At 45.3% G+C, this 20,199-nt stretch carries 21 protein-coding genes and 1 pseudogene; 17 read left to right on the top strand and 5 right to left on the bottom strand.

Annotated features, from left to right (window positions below; translation table 11 throughout):
• Window positions 1-25 precede the first annotated feature (25 nt).
• The 11 genes and pseudogenes from J3U67_RS02345 to J3U67_RS02295 all read left to right on the top strand — a co-directional run bounded on the left by J3U67_RS02345 (window position 26) and on the right by J3U67_RS02295 (window position 10,631).
• Complete coding sequence (locus tag J3U67_RS02345) at window positions 26-1,078, top strand: baseplate J/gp47 family protein (RefSeq protein WP_267390189.1); 1,053 nt, start codon at window positions 26-28, stop codon at window positions 1,076-1,078.
• A complete protein-coding gene (locus tag J3U67_RS02340; RefSeq protein ID WP_267390190.1) occupies window positions 1,075-1,641 on the top strand; it encodes a YmfQ family protein in 567 nt (188 codons plus the stop codon). The genes J3U67_RS02345 and J3U67_RS02340 overlap by 4 nt, the downstream gene beginning before the upstream one ends.
• 2 nt (window positions 1,642-1,643) lie before the next feature.
• Window positions 1,644-1,829, top strand: a pseudogene (locus J3U67_RS02335) (phage tail protein); the annotation flags it as partial.
• A complete protein-coding gene (locus J3U67_RS09200) occupies window positions 1,827-2,738 on the top strand; it encodes a phage tail protein (RefSeq protein ID WP_416384671.1) in 912 nt (303 codons plus the stop codon). The pseudogene J3U67_RS02335 and the gene J3U67_RS09200, both read left to right, overlap by 3 nt.
• Before the next feature lie 11 nt (window positions 2,739-2,749).
• Window positions 2,750-3,391, top strand: coding sequence for a hypothetical protein (locus J3U67_RS02325; protein ID WP_267403605.1), 642 nt, complete (start codon window positions 2,750-2,752; stop codon window positions 3,389-3,391).
• A gap of 204 nt (window positions 3,392-3,595) precedes the next feature.
• Window positions 3,596-4,267, top strand: coding sequence for a CerR family C-terminal domain-containing protein (locus J3U67_RS02320; RefSeq protein WP_267403603.1), 672 nt, complete (start codon window positions 3,596-3,598; stop codon window positions 4,265-4,267).
• A 12-nt stretch (window positions 4,268-4,279) separates the two neighbouring features.
• Window positions 4,280-5,269: a secretion protein HlyD gene (gene hlyD, locus J3U67_RS02315; protein WP_267403601.1), complete on the top strand. Its 990-nt coding sequence runs from the start codon at window positions 4,280-4,282 to the stop codon at window positions 5,267-5,269.
• Between the two features lies 1 nt (window position 5,270).
• A complete protein-coding gene (locus tag J3U67_RS02310; protein ID WP_267390194.1) occupies window positions 5,271-7,025 on the top strand; it encodes an ATP-binding cassette domain-containing protein in 1,755 nt (584 codons plus the stop codon).
• Window positions 7,022-8,149, top strand: a complete 1,128-nt coding sequence (locus tag J3U67_RS02305; RefSeq protein ID WP_267390195.1) for an ABC transporter permease — start codon at window positions 7,022-7,024, stop codon at window positions 8,147-8,149. Before J3U67_RS02310 ends, J3U67_RS02305 begins: the two co-directional genes overlap by 4 nt.
• Window positions 8,149-9,246 carry an ABC transporter permease gene (locus tag J3U67_RS02300; protein ID WP_267390196.1) on the top strand — a complete coding sequence of 366 codons (1,098 nt, stop codon included), beginning with the start codon at window positions 8,149-8,151 and terminating at the stop codon, window positions 9,244-9,246. The genes J3U67_RS02305 and J3U67_RS02300 overlap by 1 nt, the downstream gene beginning before the upstream one ends.
• A complete protein-coding gene (locus J3U67_RS02295; RefSeq protein ID WP_267390197.1) occupies window positions 9,243-10,631 on the top strand; it encodes an efflux transporter outer membrane subunit in 1,389 nt (462 codons plus the stop codon). Before J3U67_RS02300 ends, J3U67_RS02295 begins: the two co-directional genes overlap by 4 nt.
• 89 nt (window positions 10,632-10,720) lie before the next feature.
• Here the strand turns inward: J3U67_RS02295 and J3U67_RS02290 are convergent, their stop codons facing one another.
• Entirely contained in the window at window positions 10,721-12,040 is a 1,320-nt protein-coding gene (locus J3U67_RS02290) for an N-acetylmuramoyl-L-alanine amidase (RefSeq protein WP_267390198.1), read from the bottom strand.
• Between the two features lie 2 nt (window positions 12,041-12,042).
• Window positions 12,043-12,513 (bottom strand): tRNA (adenosine(37)-N6)-threonylcarbamoyltransferase complex ATPase subunit type 1 TsaE, encoded by a 471-nt coding sequence (tsaE, locus tag J3U67_RS02285; protein ID WP_267390199.1) that lies wholly within the window; start codon window positions 12,511-12,513, stop codon window positions 12,043-12,045.
• A gap of 235 nt (window positions 12,514-12,748) precedes the next feature.
• On the opposite strand from tsaE, the gene murI reads away from it, so the two are divergent.
• The 6 genes from murI to upp all read left to right on the top strand — a co-directional run bounded on the left by murI (window position 12,749) and on the right by upp (window position 17,221).
• Entirely contained in the window at window positions 12,749-13,558 is an 810-nt protein-coding gene (gene murI, locus J3U67_RS02280) for a glutamate racemase (protein ID WP_267390200.1), read from the top strand.
• Between the two features lie 29 nt (window positions 13,559-13,587).
• A complete protein-coding gene (gene purN / locus J3U67_RS02275; protein WP_267390476.1) occupies window positions 13,588-14,220 on the top strand; it encodes a phosphoribosylglycinamide formyltransferase in 633 nt (210 codons plus the stop codon).
• A gap of 16 nt (window positions 14,221-14,236) precedes the next feature.
• Entirely contained in the window at window positions 14,237-14,911 is a 675-nt protein-coding gene (locus J3U67_RS02270) for a DUF3108 domain-containing protein (RefSeq protein WP_267403599.1), read from the top strand.
• A gap of 9 nt (window positions 14,912-14,920) precedes the next feature.
• Entirely contained in the window at window positions 14,921-16,183 is a 1,263-nt protein-coding gene (locus J3U67_RS02265; protein ID WP_267390477.1) for an RsmB/NOP family class I SAM-dependent RNA methyltransferase, read from the top strand.
• Between the two features lie 18 nt (window positions 16,184-16,201).
• A complete protein-coding gene (gene grxD, locus J3U67_RS02260; RefSeq protein ID WP_267390202.1) occupies window positions 16,202-16,513 on the top strand; it encodes a Grx4 family monothiol glutaredoxin in 312 nt (103 codons plus the stop codon).
• A 75-nt stretch (window positions 16,514-16,588) separates the two neighbouring features.
• The gene (gene upp, locus J3U67_RS02255) at window positions 16,589-17,221 is read left to right on the top strand and encodes a uracil phosphoribosyltransferase (RefSeq protein WP_100140079.1); all 633 of its coding nucleotides are present in this window, start codon (window positions 16,589-16,591) and stop codon (window positions 17,219-17,221) included.
• A gap of 193 nt (window positions 17,222-17,414) precedes the next feature.
• Here upp and J3U67_RS02250 read toward each other — a convergent pair whose 3' ends face one another.
• From J3U67_RS02250 to J3U67_RS02240, 3 genes are all read right to left on the bottom strand, one after another.
• Window positions 17,415-18,821 carry an ATP-binding protein gene (locus tag J3U67_RS02250; RefSeq protein WP_267390203.1) on the bottom strand — a complete coding sequence of 469 codons (1,407 nt, stop codon included), beginning with the start codon at window positions 18,819-18,821 and terminating at the stop codon, window positions 17,415-17,417.
• Entirely contained in the window at window positions 18,797-19,459 is a 663-nt protein-coding gene (locus J3U67_RS02245; protein WP_100140081.1) for a response regulator transcription factor, read from the bottom strand. Before J3U67_RS02245 ends, J3U67_RS02250 begins: the two co-directional genes overlap by 25 nt.
• 126 nt (window positions 19,460-19,585) lie before the next feature.
• Entirely contained in the window at window positions 19,586-19,852 is a 267-nt protein-coding gene (locus tag J3U67_RS02240) for a hypothetical protein (protein ID WP_100140082.1), read from the bottom strand.
• Window positions 19,853-20,199 lie beyond the last annotated feature (347 nt).

Here is a 20,199-nt window from a genome sequence, read left to right as displayed (position 1 = left end):
AAGAATAATTAAATGGATTTTAAATATGCATAATATTCCTACCTTTGAAGAGATCCGTCAGGCTATTTTGCGTGATATGGTTTCATTAAATCCAGAAACAGATGTTTCTTCAGATAGTGATAATTATATACGTGCTAGTAGTTTGGCCAGTTGTGCCACTGGTCAGTATGCCCATCAGGCATGGATATTAAAACAGTTTTTTCCAGATACAGCAGATACAGATTTTCTGGAACGACATTGTAATCTGCGTGGTATACGCCGTAAAAATGCGACTTCGGCCAGTGGTACTGTTATCGCACATGGTATTCCGCAAGCATCAATTGATGCTGATTTGCAAATTAAATGTGGAGAACGTTTATATACGGTTTTGGAAAAAGCTTACATTAAAGAGGATGGTACTGTTGTTTTGAGCATAAGGTCGCTTGAGCCTGGTGTCATATCAAATCAACATAATAAGACAGCACAGTTTATGGCTGCTCCTGTGGGTGTATCCAGTGATCTGGTAAACCTTGATGTGACTGGTGGTACTGATGTTGAAAGTGACAATTCTTTATTAAATCGTTTGCTTGATTTATTGCGTCGTCCACCGGCCGGAGGTAATCAATATGATTATAAAGCTTGGGCTTTGAGTGTGGATGGGGTGACCAGTGCTTATGTTTATCCCTTACGCCGCGGATTAGGTACAGTCGATGTGGTTATTACCAGTGGTGATAATGTACCCAGTGATGACATAGTTAGCAAAGTACAAAATTATATTGATTCTGTGCGCCCTGTTACCGCTAAAAACAGTATGGTAGTCAAGCCTGATGTAACCAAGGTAGACATAGAAGTTAAGGTAAGCCTGTCCGGGGGGACTTTTGATAAAGCTGCTAACGATATTAAACAAGCACTACAAGAACATTTCAGCGCGTTAAAACCCGGGGATAGTGTGATTGCCTCTCAGCTGGAAGCTGTAATCAGTGATGTAACAAGCGTTACAGACCGAAAAATGACTTTGCCTAAGGGTAATCTTGTGGCTGAAACAAACAAAAAAATAGAGTGGTTTATGCTTGGTGAGGTTGATGTGGGCTTGCTATGAATTACAAAGATACCTTATTAGGATTATTACCTCCAGTTGCTTACAACCGCACGGCTTCCTCAATAAGAAATGCAGCCGCCGTTGATGGTGCTTGTCTGGATGAAGTCCAGAATGCGGCACGCCGCAAGCTTGGCGTTATTGACCCGCGTACGTCTGGTAACTACATTGTACGCTGGGAGGAAATGCTCAATCTGGATTGTACTGGGAAGAATGGTCAACAGCGAATACAAGGGGTTATCACGAAAATCAACGAAACAGGCGGCTTGAGTATTCCCTATTTTATGCAAATGGCTGCATCCATTGGTTATGACATTTATATAACAGAACCACAGCCTTTTCGAGTCGGTATTAGTCGAGTAGGCCACAGGCTGGCACGTGAAGACATTATGTGGGTATGGTGGGTAAATATCAAAAATGCAGACAGTCGTGCAACTCAATTCCGTGCAGGTATGTCTACTGCCGGTGACAGATTAACAGCATATGGTGATGTCGTAATTGAAAGTGTTTTAAAAGATTTAAAACCGGCATTCACTGATATACGTTTTACATATAAGGATAAATAAATATGTATCCAATAGATACACAAGACGGCTTTTTTCACGATGGCGATGGTATTAGCGAACTGGGTACAGTTCTACCTGCCAGCTGGCTGAATCAGGTACAGGCTGAACTAATCGCCATCCTGACAGCAGCCGGCATCAAGCCAGAAAAGGCAAATCAGAGTCAAGTCATTGCTGCTATCAAGAAATTGATTGCCGCCAATGTTCCTGCAAGTGCCACAGATAAGGTTGCCGGCATAACTCGGATTATAGATAGTTTAGATTCGGATGATGCTTTGGCGGCTTTATCAGCACGGCAAGGTAAAGCATTGTTTGATTGCAAACTGGATAAAGATGGGGTAGCTAAAACTGCACTTTATGCAGAACTGATTGCTGCACGAAAAATCGGTGGTGTGACATTTAATGCCAAAAGTGATATTGATTTACCCGGTGTTAATATAGCAGGTAATCAGGATACTACAGGGAATGCAGATTCAGCTACTAGACTAAAAACTGCACGATTGATTAATGGCGTCCCTTTTGATGGTTCAAAGGATATAAACACGACACCTTCTGGCGCAATCATGTATTTTTCCCAGAGCATGGCTCCTACCGGCTGGTTAAAAGCAAATGGGGCGGCCTTGTCGCGGACAACATATTCAAATCTTTTTGCCGCAATAGGTACGATGTACGGATCTGGCGATGGAAATACAACATTTAATTTACCAGATTTACGTGCTGAGTTTATTCGTTCATGGGACGATGGACGCAATGTTGATGGGGGCCGGAAGTTTGGTTCATGGCAAGATAGTCAAAATCTTAGCCACATGCACAATGGCAGAACGTGGGAATCTGGAGCCCACAACCATACCGGTTGGACTCATAACAATGGCGATCACAATCATGGGGTTCCAATTAGCACTAATGGTGCTGGGTCTAATTTTGAATCAAACGGCGGCAATATCGAAAGATGGGGATCTACTAATAATTCCGGTATTCACAGCCATTATTTTGTCACTGATGTCAACGGCAATCACACCCATGATTTTGCCACCGATGTGAGCGGAGGTAATGAGGCTCGACCTCGTAACATTGCGTTATTGGCCTGTATCAAAATTTAAGGATCGATGTTATGAAAAATTATCCTTTAGAAATTCCTGTTTGTCAGCTTGATGAAAACAATTTTTTTAGGGGAATAACCAGCGCTGATTTAGACCCTCTTGAGGGAGGGGGCCATTATTTAATCCCACGCTTGTGTATTCAGACTGATGAGCCCGAACAAAAAAAAGGTTTTATTCCGCAATGGAATAATGGACAATGGGAATATATAGAAGACCATCGCGGTGAAACAGTGTATTCTAAGAATACGGGTGAAAAACAAATTATTGTTGCGGTTGGTAAACTACCTGATGATGTAACTACTTTTGCTCCAGCGCCTTTTACTGAATGGTCAGAAGAGGCCGGTGCATGGGTGGATGTGGATAATGCAGATGAATTACGTCTGCAAGATAAAAAGGAAAAAGCAGGAATAATCACCCGCAGCCAGTTTTTGACTGCGATCGAATTGCAATTCAGTAAAAATAAAAAGGAATTGCTGGATATTGCTGAGCGTGAGCTAGTCGGAGACCATTTAATCAAGGTAAGAAATGTGATATCGGAAGCTCAAAGTTTTACGCTGATGAATGATGATATGTGGGATTTTCTTATGCAAACGTTAAATATCAGCAACGAGCAGATTTTTGTGCTCTGGGATGAAGCGAAGAAAAACTATTAATTAAGATTCGAAAAATGCGCTGGGAACTCTCGGCGCATTTTAAATTGATATGCCTGAAAACTTAAAAGTTTGCGCTATTATGCTTTATGTTCTGATTCTTTTTTTAATTTTATTTTAAAATTTTATCTAAATTTTAATTAAACGATTGACTTAATCAGTCGTTTAATTAAAAATATTACTTTGATAAATTCTGTGAACATTTTTATGAATGAGTTTAAAGAAGCGGAGCGAGGTGATTTAACACGCCGAGTGTTGATTGATGCTGCTATTAAAGTATTTGCCCGTGATGGCTTTCATGCGGCTAGTACACGGGAGCTTGCTCATGCTGCCAATGTGAATTTGGCACTGATTAACTACTATTTCAAAGGGAAACAGGGGCTGTATTTAGCGGCTTTTGAAAAAATTACGACCCAGTTAAAGAGTGAAATATCGCCAGTAGAAGACAAGATTCGCCTTTGTCTCGAGAAATATGATTGGTCGACATTGGATAAGGATGGAAGAAAGGAAATTCTTTTGCCCTTGTTGCTGGAGATGGCAAATACATTTTTAAAACTGCTGACCAGTGATAAAACGAAAGAGTGGGCGCAATTGATTATGCGTGAACAGCAGGAACCTACAGCTGCTTTTGAATATGTGTTTTCAACATTTATCAGGCCCATGCTGACGCAAATTATTAGATTGATAAAAGTTTTGCGTAATACTGATGAAGAGGAGGCTGCGATGATCACTTTCAGTGTTTTTGGCTTGCTAGCTGTCTGGCGAGTGGTTCGTACTGGTATTTTGAGACGAATGAAATGGACAACAATTGGTGAAGAAGAATTGCAGAAAATATTGCCAGTTGTGCATCGCAATATCATTGCGGTGGTCTTTGCCTGAGGGAGAGGGAGCATGATTAGCAGAAAACGGATATTGACTGGTGTGGTTGTCGTTATTGCTTTAATTGCGTTGTACTCAGGATGGCATTTTTATCAGGCAGCCAGACAGCCGCTGACGCTTTATGGGAATGTTGATATCCGCGAAGTTGATATGGGTTTTCGTCAGTCAGGCCGACTGTTGTCTGTAAAAGTGAAAGAGGGTGATAAGGTTAAAAAAGGGCAAATATTGGCATTGCTGGATGATATGCCTTATCGTCATGCATTAGCACAGGCTGAGGCTGAAGTGGCAAAAGCACAGGCAGAGCTGCAAAAACTTGAAGCCGGAAACAGGCTGCAGGATATAAAAGTAGCAGCTGCTGCAGTAACAAAAGCACAGGCGATGTTGCAGCAGAGCGAAGCGGATTTAAAGCGTCAGCAGCAATTAGTCAAAGCAGGCGATGCAAGTGAAAAAACGCTAGAACAAGTACGTCGGGATCGAGATGTAGCGGTGGCTTCACTGGCTTCGGCACAGCAGACTTTATCGCTGCAAAAATCAGGTGCGAGAATTGAAGAAATTGCGGCAGCGAGGGCGCAGTTGCGGGGCGCGCAAGCAGGTTTGGCACAGGCGCATACTGCTTTAAATGATACGGTGCTACGGGCCCCAGATAATGCTGTGGTGATGAGCCGAGTGCGGGAACCGGGCAGTATGCTAAGTACGCAAGATGCAGTGTATACGCTGTCGCTGCGCAAGCCGGTATATGTTCGTGCTTATGTTGATGAATCGGCTTTAGGCAAAATTGCACAAGGGACGCGTGTTTTTATTTACACGGATTCTTCAGCTAAAGTTTATTCCGGCCAGATAGGTTTTATTTCACCGCGTGCAGAATTTACGCCTAAATCTGTTGAAACCACGGATTTGCGTACTGATTTGGTTTACCGGCTCAGAATTACTGTATTGAATGATGATGATGCGTTGAAACAGGGTATGCCGGTGACGATTCGGCTGAGCGATAAGGGAGTCTGAAATGGCGCAGCGGCCTGCGGTGGTGCTGGATAAGGTTTCGCGATGTTTTGGTGAGGTCTGGGCGCTACATGATGTTAGTGCGGTTATTTATCCCGGCCGGCTCACAGGACTGGTTGGTCCAGATGGCGCAGGAAAAACAACGCTAATGCGGCTGATGACTGGTTTGCTGGCACCTGCTAGTGGGCATATTAATATTGTTGGGCTGGATTCAGTTCAGGATGTGGACAAAATTGCTTTTAATGTGGGTTATATGCCGCAGCGTTTTGGTCTGTATGAGGATTTGTCTGTACTTGAAAACATGAAGCTTTATGCCAGATTGCGCGGTCTGAATGCGCAGGAAAGCCAAAGATCGTTCAGTAAGCTGCTGGCATTTACCCGTCTGGAGCCTTTTTCCAAGCGCCTTGCTGGTCAGCTTTCCGGTGGGATGAAGCAGAAGCTGGGATTGGCCTGTGCGATGATGGCTGCCCCTGATGTTTTATTGCTGGACGAACCTGGTGTTGGTGTAGACCCCTTAAGCCGGCAGGATTTGTGGCAGATGGTGGCAAAGCTGACTGGTGACGGAGTCGCTGTGGTATGGGCAACAGCCTATTTGGATGAGGCGGAGAAGTGTGATTCGGTGCTGCTGCTAAATGAAGGCAAACTGGTATTTGATGGTAGACCATCAGACTTGACGGCCAGACTACAAGGGAGAAGTTTTGGATTAAATGGTTTTAGTGAAAACCGGCGGTCTCTTTTGAGTAGGGCATTGAATTTGGATAGTGTCTGTGATGGAACAATTCAGGGGGCTTCTTTACGACTGGTTCTCAGACACGGTCATGATGCGAGAGAAATTGAGGCGCTGGCTGCGGACACAGGGGGCGCGATCCGTCCGTTGGCACCCCGATTTGAAGATGCGTTTATTGATTTACTTGGTGGAGGTCCGAAAGGGACGTCGGCACTGGCGGCAAAGATGTCTTCTTTTCCTAATTTAGCCACGGCCGCTGTGGAATGTATTCATCTAACAAAAAAATTTGGGGATTTTATAGCCACAGATGATTCCAGCTTTCAGGTAAAACAAGGTGAGATTTTCGGGTTGCTTGGTCCCAATGGAGCAGGTAAATCCACCACGTTTAAAATGTTGTGTGGTTTGTTGCGTCCGAGCAGTGGACAGGCGCATGTGGCCGGACTGGATTTGCGCCATGCTACTAAAAAAGCCAAGTTGCAACTGGGCTATATGGCGCAGAAGTTTTCACTTTATGGCTTGCTGAATGTGGAGCAAAACCTGAATTTATTTGCTGGTATGTATGGTTTAAGTGGGGGCACCAAGCAGCAGCGCATTGAGGAGATGATTCAGATTTTTCAGCTGACACCTTATCTCAGACATTCACCTGATGAGTTGCCTTTAGGTTTCAAACAGCGGCTGGCATTGGCTTGTGCACTGATGCATCGTCCTCCGGTTTTATTTCTGGATGAGCCCACTTCTGGTGTAGATCCAATTACGCGTCGGGAATTCTGGATTCATATTAACGGAATGGTGCAGAAAGGGATGACGGTGATGGTAACGACACATTTTATGGATGAGGCAGAATATTGTGACCGTGTGGCTCTGATGTATCAGGGACGGTTGATTGCTTTGGATACACCCGACCGGTTGAAAGAAAAGGTACGTACAAGTGCAGGAGATGAACCAACGATGGAGCAGGCATTTATCCGATTGATTGATGCGGCGGATTGTGCAAACTCTGCTGAACGTAATGGCTGTACGGAGGCCGTATGAAGCAGGGGAAAAGTGCTGTTAAGAACCGTCTTGGTGCACTTATTTATAAAGAAAGCCTACAAATTGTACGCGACCCTTCGGCAATATTCGTCGCTTTTGTATTGCCGGTTATTTTGTTGCTGCTGTTTGCTTTTGCTGTTTCGCTGGATGTGCGTAAAGTGCCGGTAGGTGTGGTACTAAGCTCAGATACGCCGACGGCACAATCGCTGGCAGCAGCTTTTTCTGGTTCACGTTACTTTACTGTTTTGCCTATGCGTCATACTCAGGAGGCAAAAGCAGCAATCATAGCCAGTAAAATTCGAGGTTATGTTGTGATTCCTGCTGACGTAGAAACTCGTTTACATAGCCGTAATAATGATCTGCTGATTCAGGTGATTGCGGATGGGTCACAACCTAATACCGCAAATTTTGTTACAGCCTATGCGCAAGGGATTGCTTCGCTGTGGTTAGCTCAGCATGGTCAGAGTACTGTTTCACCGGTATCAGTCCAGCCTCGTTTCTGGTTTAATGCAGAACTGGAAAGCCGGCGTTCACTGATTCCGGGTTCTATAGCCATTATTATGACGATGATTGGTACGCTTTTGACGGCGCTGGTGGTGGCCAGAGAGTGGGAGCGTGGGACGATGGAAGGCTTGCTATCTACCCCCGCAACGATTACGGAAATACTGCTGGGCAAATTGTTGCCTTATTTTGTGCTGGGTATGCTGGCAACGCTTGGTTCGGCGCTAATGGCCGTATTTGCTTTCGATGTGCCGCTCAGGGGTAGTTGGCTGGTGCTGATGATGCTGGCTGCAGTATTTTTGATTCCGGCTCTGGGACAGGGGCTGGTGATATCGATATTAGCTAAAAATCAGTTTATTGCCGCGCAGTTGGCTGCTTTCACGGGTTTTTTGCCGGCGTTTATGTTGTCCGGTTTTCTATTTGAAATAGACAGTATGCCATGGCCGATCCGATTGATTACTCATATTATTCCAACGCGTTATTTTGTTGAGGCGCTGCAAACGGTTTTTCTGGTAGGCAATATTTGGTCGCTCTTATTGACCGATATGCTAGCCATGCTATTAATCGGGGCACTGTTGTTTGTTCTGGCACGAGCAAAATGTCATAGAAGTCTGGAGGGATAATGATGCTGTTTTCGCTTCAACTGCGCGCCCAGATTATCAAGGAAATTCTGTGTTTGCTGCGTGATAAAAGGGCGCGATTTATTCTGATTGTGCCGCCGATTATGCAGTTAATGATTTTTTCTTTCGCGATTACTCTGGATGTGCGCAATGTTACAGTATCGGTTTATAACCGTGACAATGGTTATTGGTCGCAGGAGCTGGTGCGAACCATAGAACATGCTGGTTTTGTAAGAGAGGTGCTGGTGACAGACAATCCGTCTGCGTTGCATGCCGATATAGACCGCAAACAGGTGCTGTTGGCGATTACTATTCCAGAAGATTTTTCTCGAGATATCGCTGCCGGTCAATCTGCCAGTTTGCAGGTGATTATAGATGGACGTCGTGCCAATGCCGGCCAAATTGCCTATTCCTATATTGAGAGAATTGTCCAGAATATGGGTGTGCAGGCACAGAAGACAGAACGGATTGCGGCTAGAAATTTCTTTAATCCGAATTTGAATTATCGATGGTTTGTTGTACCAGCATTATCTGGCATTCTGATATTTGTGATTGCGCTGATGACAGCTGCGTTGTCGATTGCACGTGAGCGGGAGCTGGGTACCTTTGATCAGCTGCTGGTTTCGCCTTGTACACCGGCTGAAATTATCATTGCTAAATGTGTCCCTGGTTTCATCATCAGTATTGTGTTGTCTTTAATGATGATTCTAGCGGCAGTGTTGATTTTCGGCATTCCGTTTACCGGTTCATTGCTGCTGTTACTGATGGCGATGATGGTATTCATTGTTTCCATTATCGGCATCGGACTGGCCATATCAGCTTTTTGTTCCACTCAACAGCAGGCAATTCTAGGGGTGTTTGGGGTCATGATACCGATGGTGATGATGTCTGGATTTGCCACGCCGGTGGAAAATATGCCGCAGGTGCTGCAATGGCTGGCAGAGCTGATGCCGTTTAAACATTATCTCATCATACTGCATGGTGTGTTTCTTAAAAATATGCCAGCAAAGGATATTTTCCATAATGCGTGGCCGATGCTCTTGATTGGCTGTGTAACACTGGGCATTGCGATTATTTCAGTACGGAAAAAATTAACATGAATAGATTGCGCTTATCCATTTTGTTTTCTAGTACTTTATTGCTCTGTGCCTGTATCAGTGCACCGCAGTATAAGGGACCACCCGCTGTCCAGATACCCAAACAATGGACGTTGCCTGAAAAAGATAATGAACCGGCAGAGGCTCTGGATCAATGGTGGCAAAATTTTCATGATCCGCTACTTGACCGGCTTATAGATGAGGGACTAGCCAATAATCATGATATCCGCCATGCCGTATTCAAAATCGAAGAAGCGCGTGCAATACTGGCTGGTACGCGCAGTGGTTTTTGGCCGACAGCGGATGCAGAGGGACGTAGTACACGTAGTCGCAACAGTGACAACGTTAGCTTACCCAATCAGCGCTATCAAACGCGAAATTATGCTGGCACCGCTATTACATGGGAAATTGATTTGTTTGGGCGTGTGCGTAATAGTGTAGCCGCGGATGCGGCACGCTATCAGCAGCTACAGGAAGATGCTGATGCCATTAGACTTAGCGTGGCTTCAGAAATTGTACGCAGTTATTTTGATATGAGAAGTGCGCAGGCTCAATTACAAGCTCAAGAGAGTATTTTGGAGGCACTGCGTGAAACACGTAAAATTGTGTTGCGCCGAGTGCAGGCCGGAGATTTGGCTCAAATAGAAATTCAGAATATCGATACACGTCTATTGTCTGCTCAGGCTGCTATTCCAGAAATACAAGCCCGCATCCGTGCCGAAGCATTAGCGCTGAGTATTTTGACCGGTGGTCAGCCAAATAAGGAGTTATTCCTAGTCAGCACTGCTATTCCAGTACGCTCTTTGCCGGCTATTCCGGCAGGTAGTCCAGCAGATATTTTGCGTAGGCGGCCGGATATTCGTGCTGCTGAGCGTCAATTAGCAGCCAGCAATGCTGAGGTGGGGGTGGCGGTTGCCGCACAGTTTCCGCAACTCACCATTAATGCCAATGGTGGTTTCGATGCTTTATCATCCGGTAAATTAGTCCGCTCATCTAATCAGAGCTGGTCGGTATTTCCGTTTATTTCATGGCGGATTATGGATGGGGGCAAAATCAGAGCGGAAATACACGCTGCGCAGGCAAGACAGAAAATGGCGGCAGTGGATTATGAGCAAACAGTGCTTAAAGCGTTGAATGAATCTGAAACTGCGATGAGCAATTATCAATATTATCAAAAATCTGTGTCGAAGTGGACTGAAGCAGCGGTGCAGGCGCAGCAAGTTTTCCGCAGCCAGCAGCGGCGCTTCAGTGCCGGCGATATATCTATGGCAGATGTACTTGAAGCGCAACGGCAGTATGCCGAGGCACAGTACTCACTTGCACTGGCTCAAGGCAAAGCCAGCAGTGCCATGGTAGATGTGGTCAAGGCACTTGGCGGAGGCATTTGAGCATGCAAATCCAATTACTGCCCGCTAAAAATAGCGTTATCTAAGTGGCAAGTGGAATATACGTGTATAGGTTCAACACAGAAATTTTGTTAACGTCGAGCCAATATTGCGGTAGATAAGTATTCCTTTATGCCGCTGGCAATGGAGCTGGCCACTTTCTGACGGAAATCACTGCTGGATAGTAAACGTTCTTCAATTGGATTGGAAATAAAAGCAGTTTCAACCAGTATTGAAGGTATATCCGGTGCTTTTAAGACGGCAAAATTTGCCTGATCAACACTACCTTTGTGAAGATTATTGATTCGGCTTAATTGATTTAAAACATCCTTGCCTAGTTTTAGGCTGTCGTTAATAGTGGCTGTCTGGGTAAGGTCAAACAAGGTATTGTTGACATTTTTGTCTGTAGAATAATTTACCCCGCCGATTGAGTCGGCCGCATTCTGCGTCTGCGCCAGATATTTGGCTGCTGCACTGGTGGCGCCTTTGGGGCTAAGGGCATAAACCCCTGTACCTTTGGCAGATGGATTGGTAAAGGCATCGGCATGAACGGAGACAAACACATCAGCTTGCAGTTTACGTGCTTTGGCTACGCGTACTCCCAACGGAATAAAAATATCTTCGTTGCGAGTCATATAGGTTTTATAACCATATGAATCGAGTATTTTTTTTATTTCTCTGCCGATAGCCAGTACTACATCCTTTTCATGCAGCCCAGATGGGCCGGTTGCTCCGGGATCTTCACCACCATGTCCTGGGTCAATCATGATAACCGGCTGGCGGTTAAGCTTGTTTGGTTTGCCGGGCTGTGGTGGCTGATTAGTCACCGGCGGTTTGATTACAGGTGTTTTTTGTACCGGCGGTGTGGAGGCAGTGGCCTGAGGACGGGTTGTGCCATCGCTATTGACCTTGCCGTGGCTGTAGTCTTGTAACAGTGCCATTAATGGGTCGTTTTTTTCCTGCTCCATAGCCACTGTAGCGGTAGGATATAAATCCACAACCAGACGATTTTTGAAATTGGCCACTGGCGCCAGCGAAAACACTTGCGGATTAACGGTGGTTTTCAAATCCATCACGATACGGATGGTTTCAGGATTAAACTGGCCGATACGGACACTTGCGATATACGGATCCATCGGAATCACTTTGCTGCTCAGCTCCCGCAATACCTGATTGGTGGCGGAACCTTGAATATCAATGACCAATCTGTCCGGATTTTTCAACTGAAAATACTTGAACTGGATAGGTGTGGTAGATTCCAAAGTCATTCTGGTATAGGCTGTGGCCGGCCAGATACGAGAAGCTACGATGTCGGCACCGGCCTGAGCGGCACGGGCAAATGGAGTAAGGCTAATTAAAAGCGAACCGGTGGAAGCAATCAATAATTTCCGGCGGCTAATGTGAATAGGCATGGTTATTCTGTGATCTTGTTTAGAGTGTGTTTTCCAGTGGCCGTGAGGGCGCTCATTCGTACGGTACGGCCATTTTCTTTTATTCTGATATTTAAAATAATGTCGGCTGGCGGAGCCAGATCACCGCCAAGCTGCGGCCATTCAATCAGAACAACGCTGTCTGAAGTGATTAGTTCGTCTAGTCCTGCATCCAGCCATTCTTCAGGGCTTTGAAATCGGTATAAGTCAAAGTGATGCAAATCAAATCGATTGAAGGAATAAGTTTCGACAATATTATATGTAGGGCTTTTGACTGCACCCTGATGGCCCAGTGCACTGAGCAGTCCGCGGGTAAAAGTGGTTTTGCCTGCACCTAGATCTCCCTCCAGCCAGATGATTAATGGCGGGCTAATATGCTGAGCAAAACGGCTGCCCAAGTGTAGGGTATCGTTTTCATCGGCCAGAACAGTTTCTTGGATGTGAGAGGCAGACATGATGAGTTTAGATAAATAAAACGGGTTTATTATGCGATAAAGTTTGTAAGAGTGAAAGTATTAAAGTTTAGCAGTTTTGTGATTTTGCCAAATTGATTCCGAATTTTTACTACGCCTATGATAGCTCTGCTGTAAGTATAAGCGCGGGTCAATGTTATAATTACCTTAATTAAAGGGTCTGTACCGGTTCAGGGCACGGTGTGCTGAATGGTTTAGGCTACAGATGAAGAGACTCATGACAGCAATTGAAAAGCGCCCGATAGGCGTATTTGATTCCGGGGTAGGCGGCCTGACAGTGGTACGGGCGTTAATGGAACGACTGCCCAATGAAAATATTATTTATTTCGGGGATACGGCACGAGTACCGTATGGGGTGAAGTCCAGACACACCATCGAAGCCTATACCGAACAGATTGTTTCGTTTTTGCTAGAGCATGATGTGAAGGCGCTAGTGGTGGCCTGTAATACCATAGCGGCAGTAGCACGTGAGAGAATCCGGCAGTTGGCCGGCAGTATGCCGGTACTGGATGTGATAGCTGCCGGTGCGCAGGCAGCACTGAATAGCACACGCAATAATCATATCGGTGTGATTGCTACCAGTACCACTGTTAACAGCAATGCCTATGCACGGGCGATTCACAAGCAGAACCCGCAAACACGGGTTTTCTCACAGGCCTGTCCCCTATTGGTACCACTGGTGGAAGAGGGCTGGCTAGATCATGAAGTCACTCGCTTGACTGCACGCGAATATCTAAAACCGATACTGGCTGAAGATGTGGATACACTGGTATTGGGCTGTACACATTATCCTTTACTCAAACCCTTAATTCGACAGGAAGCACCGGGACTAAAATTGGTTGATTCAGCCATTACTACTGCAGAAGCCACGGCGTTAGCACTGGAAGAAAATCAGCTGGCCAATCCAGATCATACCGGCGCGAAATACAGGTTTTATGTCAGTGATATTCCCTTGCGCTTTCAGACTATCGGAGAACGCTTTCTCGGGCGCAGTTTGGAGCAGCTGGAAATGGTGTCTTTGGGATAAAACTTCAGCAAGAGGGAGAAACTGACATGATGAAAAGAGTTGTGATTCTGATTTCCGGACGTGGCAGCAATATGCAAGCCTTAGTAAAATCTAATATTGCACAGGCAAAAATTGTAGCAGTCATCAGTAATCAGGGTGATGCAGCAGGTTTGGCTTGGGCGGCTGAGCATGGGCTGGCAACTGAAGCACTAAATCATCGAGACTATGAAGGCCGAGACGCATTTGACAGGGCACTGATGGAGCGTATTGATACGTATCAGCCCGACCTTGTAGTTTTAGCTGGCTTTATGAGGATATTAACGCCGGTATTTTGCACGCATTATGTGGGCCGGCTGATAAACATCCATCCCTCTTTGCTGCCTGCTTTTCCCGGACTGCATACGCATCAGCGGGCATTGGAGAGTGGTTGCCGCGTGGCTGGCTGCACCATTCATTTTGTTACAGCTGAACTGGATTGTGGGCCAATTATTGCACAGGGTGTCGTCCCTGTTCTGGATGGCGATACAGCTGAAATTCTGGCTCAGCGCGTGCTACGGATTGAACATCAGCTCTTGCCGCAGGCAGTGGCTGATTTTGTTGCAGGCAATCTGGTAATACAAGGTAACAGAGTAAACAGATTGGAAGCTGGTATAACTGATGGTTTGGTCTGCTTAAAAAATTGATTGGTGTACGTGGCGTATGAAATTGAAATTGTGGGCGAAAATAGTGTTGGTTTGGGCTGGTTTAATGCTGGCTTCTATAATTCATGCGGGAGAATTACCGCAGCGGGCACAATTACAGTTTGTTGACAATAATGGTCTGTCAGTCAATATGGATTTTGAGCAAAAAGGCGGGCAGTTTCAGATTAGCACTGATCTCAGCTTGCTGATTTACCAAATGCAGTTTGTCTCTAGCGGTACGGTAAGCGGGACAATGCTTAATCCGCTTACCTACACAGACAGTCGTTTTGGTAAACTCTACGCTCAGGCACGGTTTAACGGGCAGAGTGTGGATTATGGCAGGGTATCCGATACCAGCAGACATCTAGCAGTAAATGGACCAGTGTATGATATGTTTGCATTGGCCTGGCAGCTTGGCTTTAATCAGGGAAAACTTCCGGTAAATACGTATTTAACCAATGGCAAGAAAGTATACCCGCTGGATGCGGTTAAAAATCTGGGCTCCGCTCAAATAATGGTTAATGGGCAGCACATCGAAATCAGCCAGTACAGCATCAGTCGTGGTGATGATCGGGTGGAATATGCATTTGCACCGCAGCTGAACAATATTCCGGTACGCATCAGTTATATGGACAATGGTAAAGTATATACATTGCAGCTGAAGGCTGGCCAGATAAACGGAAAAGCTATTTAAACAATTATGATCAATGCACAACAACTAGATTTAACCACTTCCGCATTAGCGCAGGTGTTAACATTCCGCCAGCCGGCAGATGTCGTGCTGTCATCTTTTTTCCGCCGTGAGCGCAAACTTGGTGTTCGTGACCGGCAAGAAATAGCTGAAACGGTATTCGCCACCATCCGGCATTTACAGAAAATCCAGCAGATGTTGCCAAAACCGCATAATAAGCCTCGGCGCGCGGCACTCGCTGCGCTGGTTTTAGGCCGAGGCCTCAGTGTTCATGCGGTAGAGACTTTGTGTGATACCGATGAGAAAGATTGGTTGGTAGAGCTAAAAGCCCACAAGTCTGAATTTGCTAGTACGCTTTCCACAGCAGCAGAATTGCCGCAATGGATGATTGAATGCCTCCAGCAGCAGGATTGGGATGATGAGCAAATTGTTGCTTATGGCCGCAGTGTCATGCAATCAGCACCGCTGGATGTACGGGTCAATACCCTGAAAGGTAAACGTGATAAAATTTTGGCTGCGCTACAGGCTGAAGGTCTGCGTGCAGAAGCCACCCCCTATTCACCTTGGGGGATTCGTTTTCCCGATAAGCCGGCTTTAAACCGTCACCCACTGTTTCTGGATGGCGTACTGGAAGTCCAGGATGAAGGCAGCCAGTTGCTGGCATTACTAACGGGTGTAAAACGCGGACAGATTGCTGTAGATTTTTGTGCCGGCGCCGGTGGTAAAACACTGGCTATGGGCGCAATGATGGCCGGTAGCGGACGATTGTATGCTTTAGATGTGGCAGAAAAACGGCTGGCTAATCTTAAGCCGCGTATGGTGCGCGCTGGATTAACCAACATTCATCCACAGCGTATCGATAATGAGCACGATGCCCGCATTGCCCGTCTCAAAGCGAAGGCAGATTGTGTGCTGGTGGATGCACCCTGCTCAGGTCTGGGAACTTTACGCCGAAATCCTGATTTAAAATATCGCCAGAACAGTGACAATGTTGCTGCATTGCAGCAACAGCAGCAATCTATACTACAAGCAGCTTCAGCGTTGGTACGTCCCGGCGGCCGGCTAGTATATGCCACATGCAGTATTCTGGAGGCAGAAAACCAGCAACAGTTAAATGATTTTCTGGCGGCCAATAACGGCTGGCACATCGAACCGGTGAATACGTTGCTTAAAAGCCATACGCCGTCTTCCATGCACAGTGATTATCTTCAACTATCAACCAGTGAACATCATACAGACGGCTTTTTTGCCGCTGTGCTAACACGCATTAAGTAAATGAAACAAGGAAAGTAAATGAGTACTCAGGAAAGAATTAAAAACATTGTTACCGAACATCCAGTGGTGTTGTTTATGAAAGGGACAAAACAATTCCCACAGTGTGGTTTTTCATCCCGTGCAGTACAAATTCTGCAGGCAGCTGGTTTAAAAGACTTTTATACTGTGAATGTACTTGAAGATGAAGAAATCCGTCAGGGTATAAAAGAATATGCCGACTGGCCGACTATCCCGCAGTTGTATGTGAAAGGCGAATTTGCTGGTGGCTCTGACATTATGCTGGAAATGTATGAAGCAGGAGAATTGCAGACTTTGTTGGCCTCTGTCTGACCAGAATTGGTTCAGAGGATTTTCAACTAGCTGATTTCATTCAGGTGTTATAGCAATTATTTTTTGGAACAGGCTATGAATATTAATGTGATTGACCACCCGCTGGTAAAGCACAAACTGTCACTGATGCGTGAAGAGGATTGCAGTACCTATCGTTTTCGCACACTGACTAAAGAGCTGGCGCGTTTAATGGCATATGAGGCCAGCCGTGATTTTGACGTTGAAATTGTCAAAATGCAGGGCTGGTGTGGTGAGATAGATGCTTACCAAATTAAAGGTAAAACGGTAACCGTAGTGCCAATTCTGCGTGCTGGGTTGGGTATGCTCGACGGCGTATTGGATTTGATTCCAACTGCTAAAATCAGTGTGGTGGGCTTGCAGCGCGATGAAGAAACCCTCGAACCTGTACCTTATTTTGAAAAATTTGTCAGCCAGATGGATAAACGTCCGGCTCTGATTATCGACCCAATGCTGGCTACTGGTGGTTCTATGAATGCCACCATTGAGCTACTGAAGAAAAAAGGCTGTAAGGATATCAAGGCACTGGTGCTGGTAGCTGCTCCAGAAGGTGTGAAAGCCGTTAATGAGGCTCATCCCGATGTCACCATCTATGCGGCTGCTCTTGATGATCATCTGGATGAAAATGGCTACATTATTCCTGGACTAGGTGATGCAGGCGATAAGATTTTCGGTACCAAACACTGGTAATCTGAAATCGGATTCTTTCACCTGCTGACAATGGGTCAGACATGCATATACTAAAAACAGAATACTTAGACTAAGTATTCTGTTTTTTTATGCCAAAAGAAAAAAGACTTCCGTAAACAGGGAACATTCTGTAAATTAAATCGGCGGAAATTATTATAACCAGCCATTCCTACAGTTCTATTTTATTTGGCCGTTATTGTGGCTGGATTTGGATGTCAGGAATGCTAAAAAGTAGAATCACAGCCAGCCCGGGTTTATCTTCATGGTTATGCAAGCTGGAATCAGCCAGACTAATACTTATATGCCACTGTTCACACAGCGTTTTTACGATGGCTAATCCGAGACCACTACCGTTTTCATTGTTACCAAGAATGCGGTAAAACGGTTCGAAAACAAGTTTTCTTTCTGATTCAGCGATGCCCTGACCATTGTCTTCAATCCACATAGATAATTCATTTTCTGCATTTTGTTGGGTATGAATGCTGATGTGGCCACCGGCCGGTGTGTATTTAATGGCATTGCACAGAATATTTTTTAAAATTGTATGTAAATCATTGGTGCTGATTGGTAGTTTGATGTCTTCATTGATATCTACACTTAAATTTTGCTGTTTTTGTTCTGCCAGTGGCAATATTTCTGCAATCAGGTCGCGCAATAAAGGGAGTAAGTCGGTGCTGGCATGGGCTGCTTGTATGTGCTGCTGTTGCTGATGCTGTGCCCGTGCCATGGATAGCAGCTGGGTGAGTAATTGCTCAGTACGTGCAATACCGGCTCTAATTTGCCCGATAAGCTTATGCTGTATGTCCTTTGTTAAATCTGGATCATCAAAACGCGCTATCTGAATGGTTAGTGCAGTGATGGGCGTGCGTAATTCGTGTGCAGCATGGCTAATGAATTTTTTGTCATGCTCTATTGCCGCCTGCAATTGGCTAAACAGTCGGTTTAAAGCAATAATAAACGGACGGATTTCTGTGGGTACATGCTTGGTGTCCAGAGGCGATAAATCATTGGCATTGCGGGCAGTCAGTTCGGTGCTCATTTCCTGCGTAGCACGAAATAGACGTCTAATCCAGATAGCGGTAAACAGCCACAGTAGGGGCATGAGAATCAAGAACGGCCATACCACGCTCAGGGCGCTGTCTTTGGCAATGTGATTGCGGTAGGCTGTGCGCTGAGCGACAACGATTCGTTCGCGCTCACGGGTAAGGATGTATACACGCCAGTGCCGTGCTACAGTAGTGAAATTGTGAAAGCCATCCTGTAACTGTTGCAAGTTCTGCACTGCATTGTCATCACCCATCAGTATATTAAGATAAGGCGAATCCAGCGTTTGTGCCAGTACACGTGGTTTGGGCAACGTGCGTGCACTTTCAGGAAAGTTAAGATCTTCTTGTGTGTCCCGACGCAAAATGGAGCTGCGTGGGTCGAGTAAATGGGCAATCTGTTCCAGCTGCGCATCCTGCAAGTCTTGTGTTTCGCGAAAAGCAGTCTGATAGGCGAGAATATCGCCGATGATGGCAATGAAGGTAACTACAATAGTAATTACCAATAATAAGCGCCATTGAAGCGATGAAACTATCCGCGTTGATCCACCAGCCATCCCAGACCCCGCACATTTTTAATGACATTGCTGCCGAGTTTTTTGCGAATACCGTGAATAACTACTTCTACGGCGTTGCTTTCCACTTCTTCATTCCAGCCATAGATTTTTTCTTCCAGCTCCTGCCTCGACAATATTGTACCCGGCTGCAACAGCAGACTGTACAGTAAGGCATATTCTCTGGCTGACAAACGAGTAGATTGTCCATTGGCACTTACTTCCCGTGTTGCCGGATTCAGGGTGATAATGCCATTGCTCAACACTGGACTGGCATGCCCGCTACGTCGGCGCAGAAGTGCACGGATCCGCGCTAGTAGCTCCGTAGGGGCAAAAGGCTTGATTACGTAGTCGTCTGCACCACTATCAAGACCGTTGATTCGTTCTTCCACTGTATCACGGGCAGTAATCAAAATTACAGGCAAATCAAAGTTTTTTGCACGTAGATGGCGCAATACACTAAGACCATCCTGCTTGGGTACACCGATATCTAGTAAAGCGATATCATAGATGTTAGGCTGTAAGGCGTTTTCTGCGGCTAAGCCGTCAGTCACGCAATCAACTGCAAAACCGGCAACATGAAGCATATCGCTAAGTGCTTCTGCTATCATCTTGTCGTCTTCAAGAAGTAAAATTCGCATGGGTTAACAATTTTCCACGTAGACAGTGTTGAGCCGATATTGTTTCAGGCTTCAGGCTGCCTATGATAACAAAAACCGCTTCAGGATACCTGAAACGGTTTTGTTCAAACGTTAACCGCAGACTGATTAGTTTGCTTCAGTTGTAGTAGTGGTTTGTTTGGTAGTAGTAGTGCTAGCAGCAGCTTTTTTGGCGTGTGCTTTTTTAGCGTGAGTGCGTTTTACCTGAGCTTTTTTAGCAACCGGTTTAACAGTTTTAGCAGCTGGTTTTACAGTAGTTGTAGCAGCAGTGGTGTTAGTGGTAGTAGTAGTGGTGGCTGCAGCAGGAGCAGCAAAAGAAGCAGCAGCAGTTAAACCAAAAATAGCGCTTACAACAGCAGCAGTGATTTTTTTCATGACAAATCTCCAATTTAAGTAGTTTAGGACAATAACCATCTCGGTTCTTGTTGCTGAACAGTATGGTCGCCAATACTTAGGCAAGACTTAGATAAATGTATTTTATTGTTAAATAAATGTAATTATAAGTTAATAAATTATATATACTACAGGTTTAAATTAATTTTCTTTTTAATCTTCAAGTTTTTAGGTATTTTGCGGGCATAGTAGCCGTTTTTAGTGAAATAAAATGACGCTTATTAACTGCTATCTGACAAATGTAAGCGCAAATTAGCGTCAATGCCCGAGAAAATTTTAAAAAAACGGTAGAAAAGCCAGATTAAACATCATCTGCGATTGCCATATTA

The sequence above is a fragment of the Snodgrassella sp. B3837 genome (assembly GCF_026535955.1).
GTDB classification, from domain to species: domain Bacteria; phylum Pseudomonadota; class Gammaproteobacteria; order Burkholderiales; family Neisseriaceae; genus Snodgrassella; species Snodgrassella alvi_E.
This window is presented reverse-complemented; position numbering and strand designations above follow the sequence as displayed.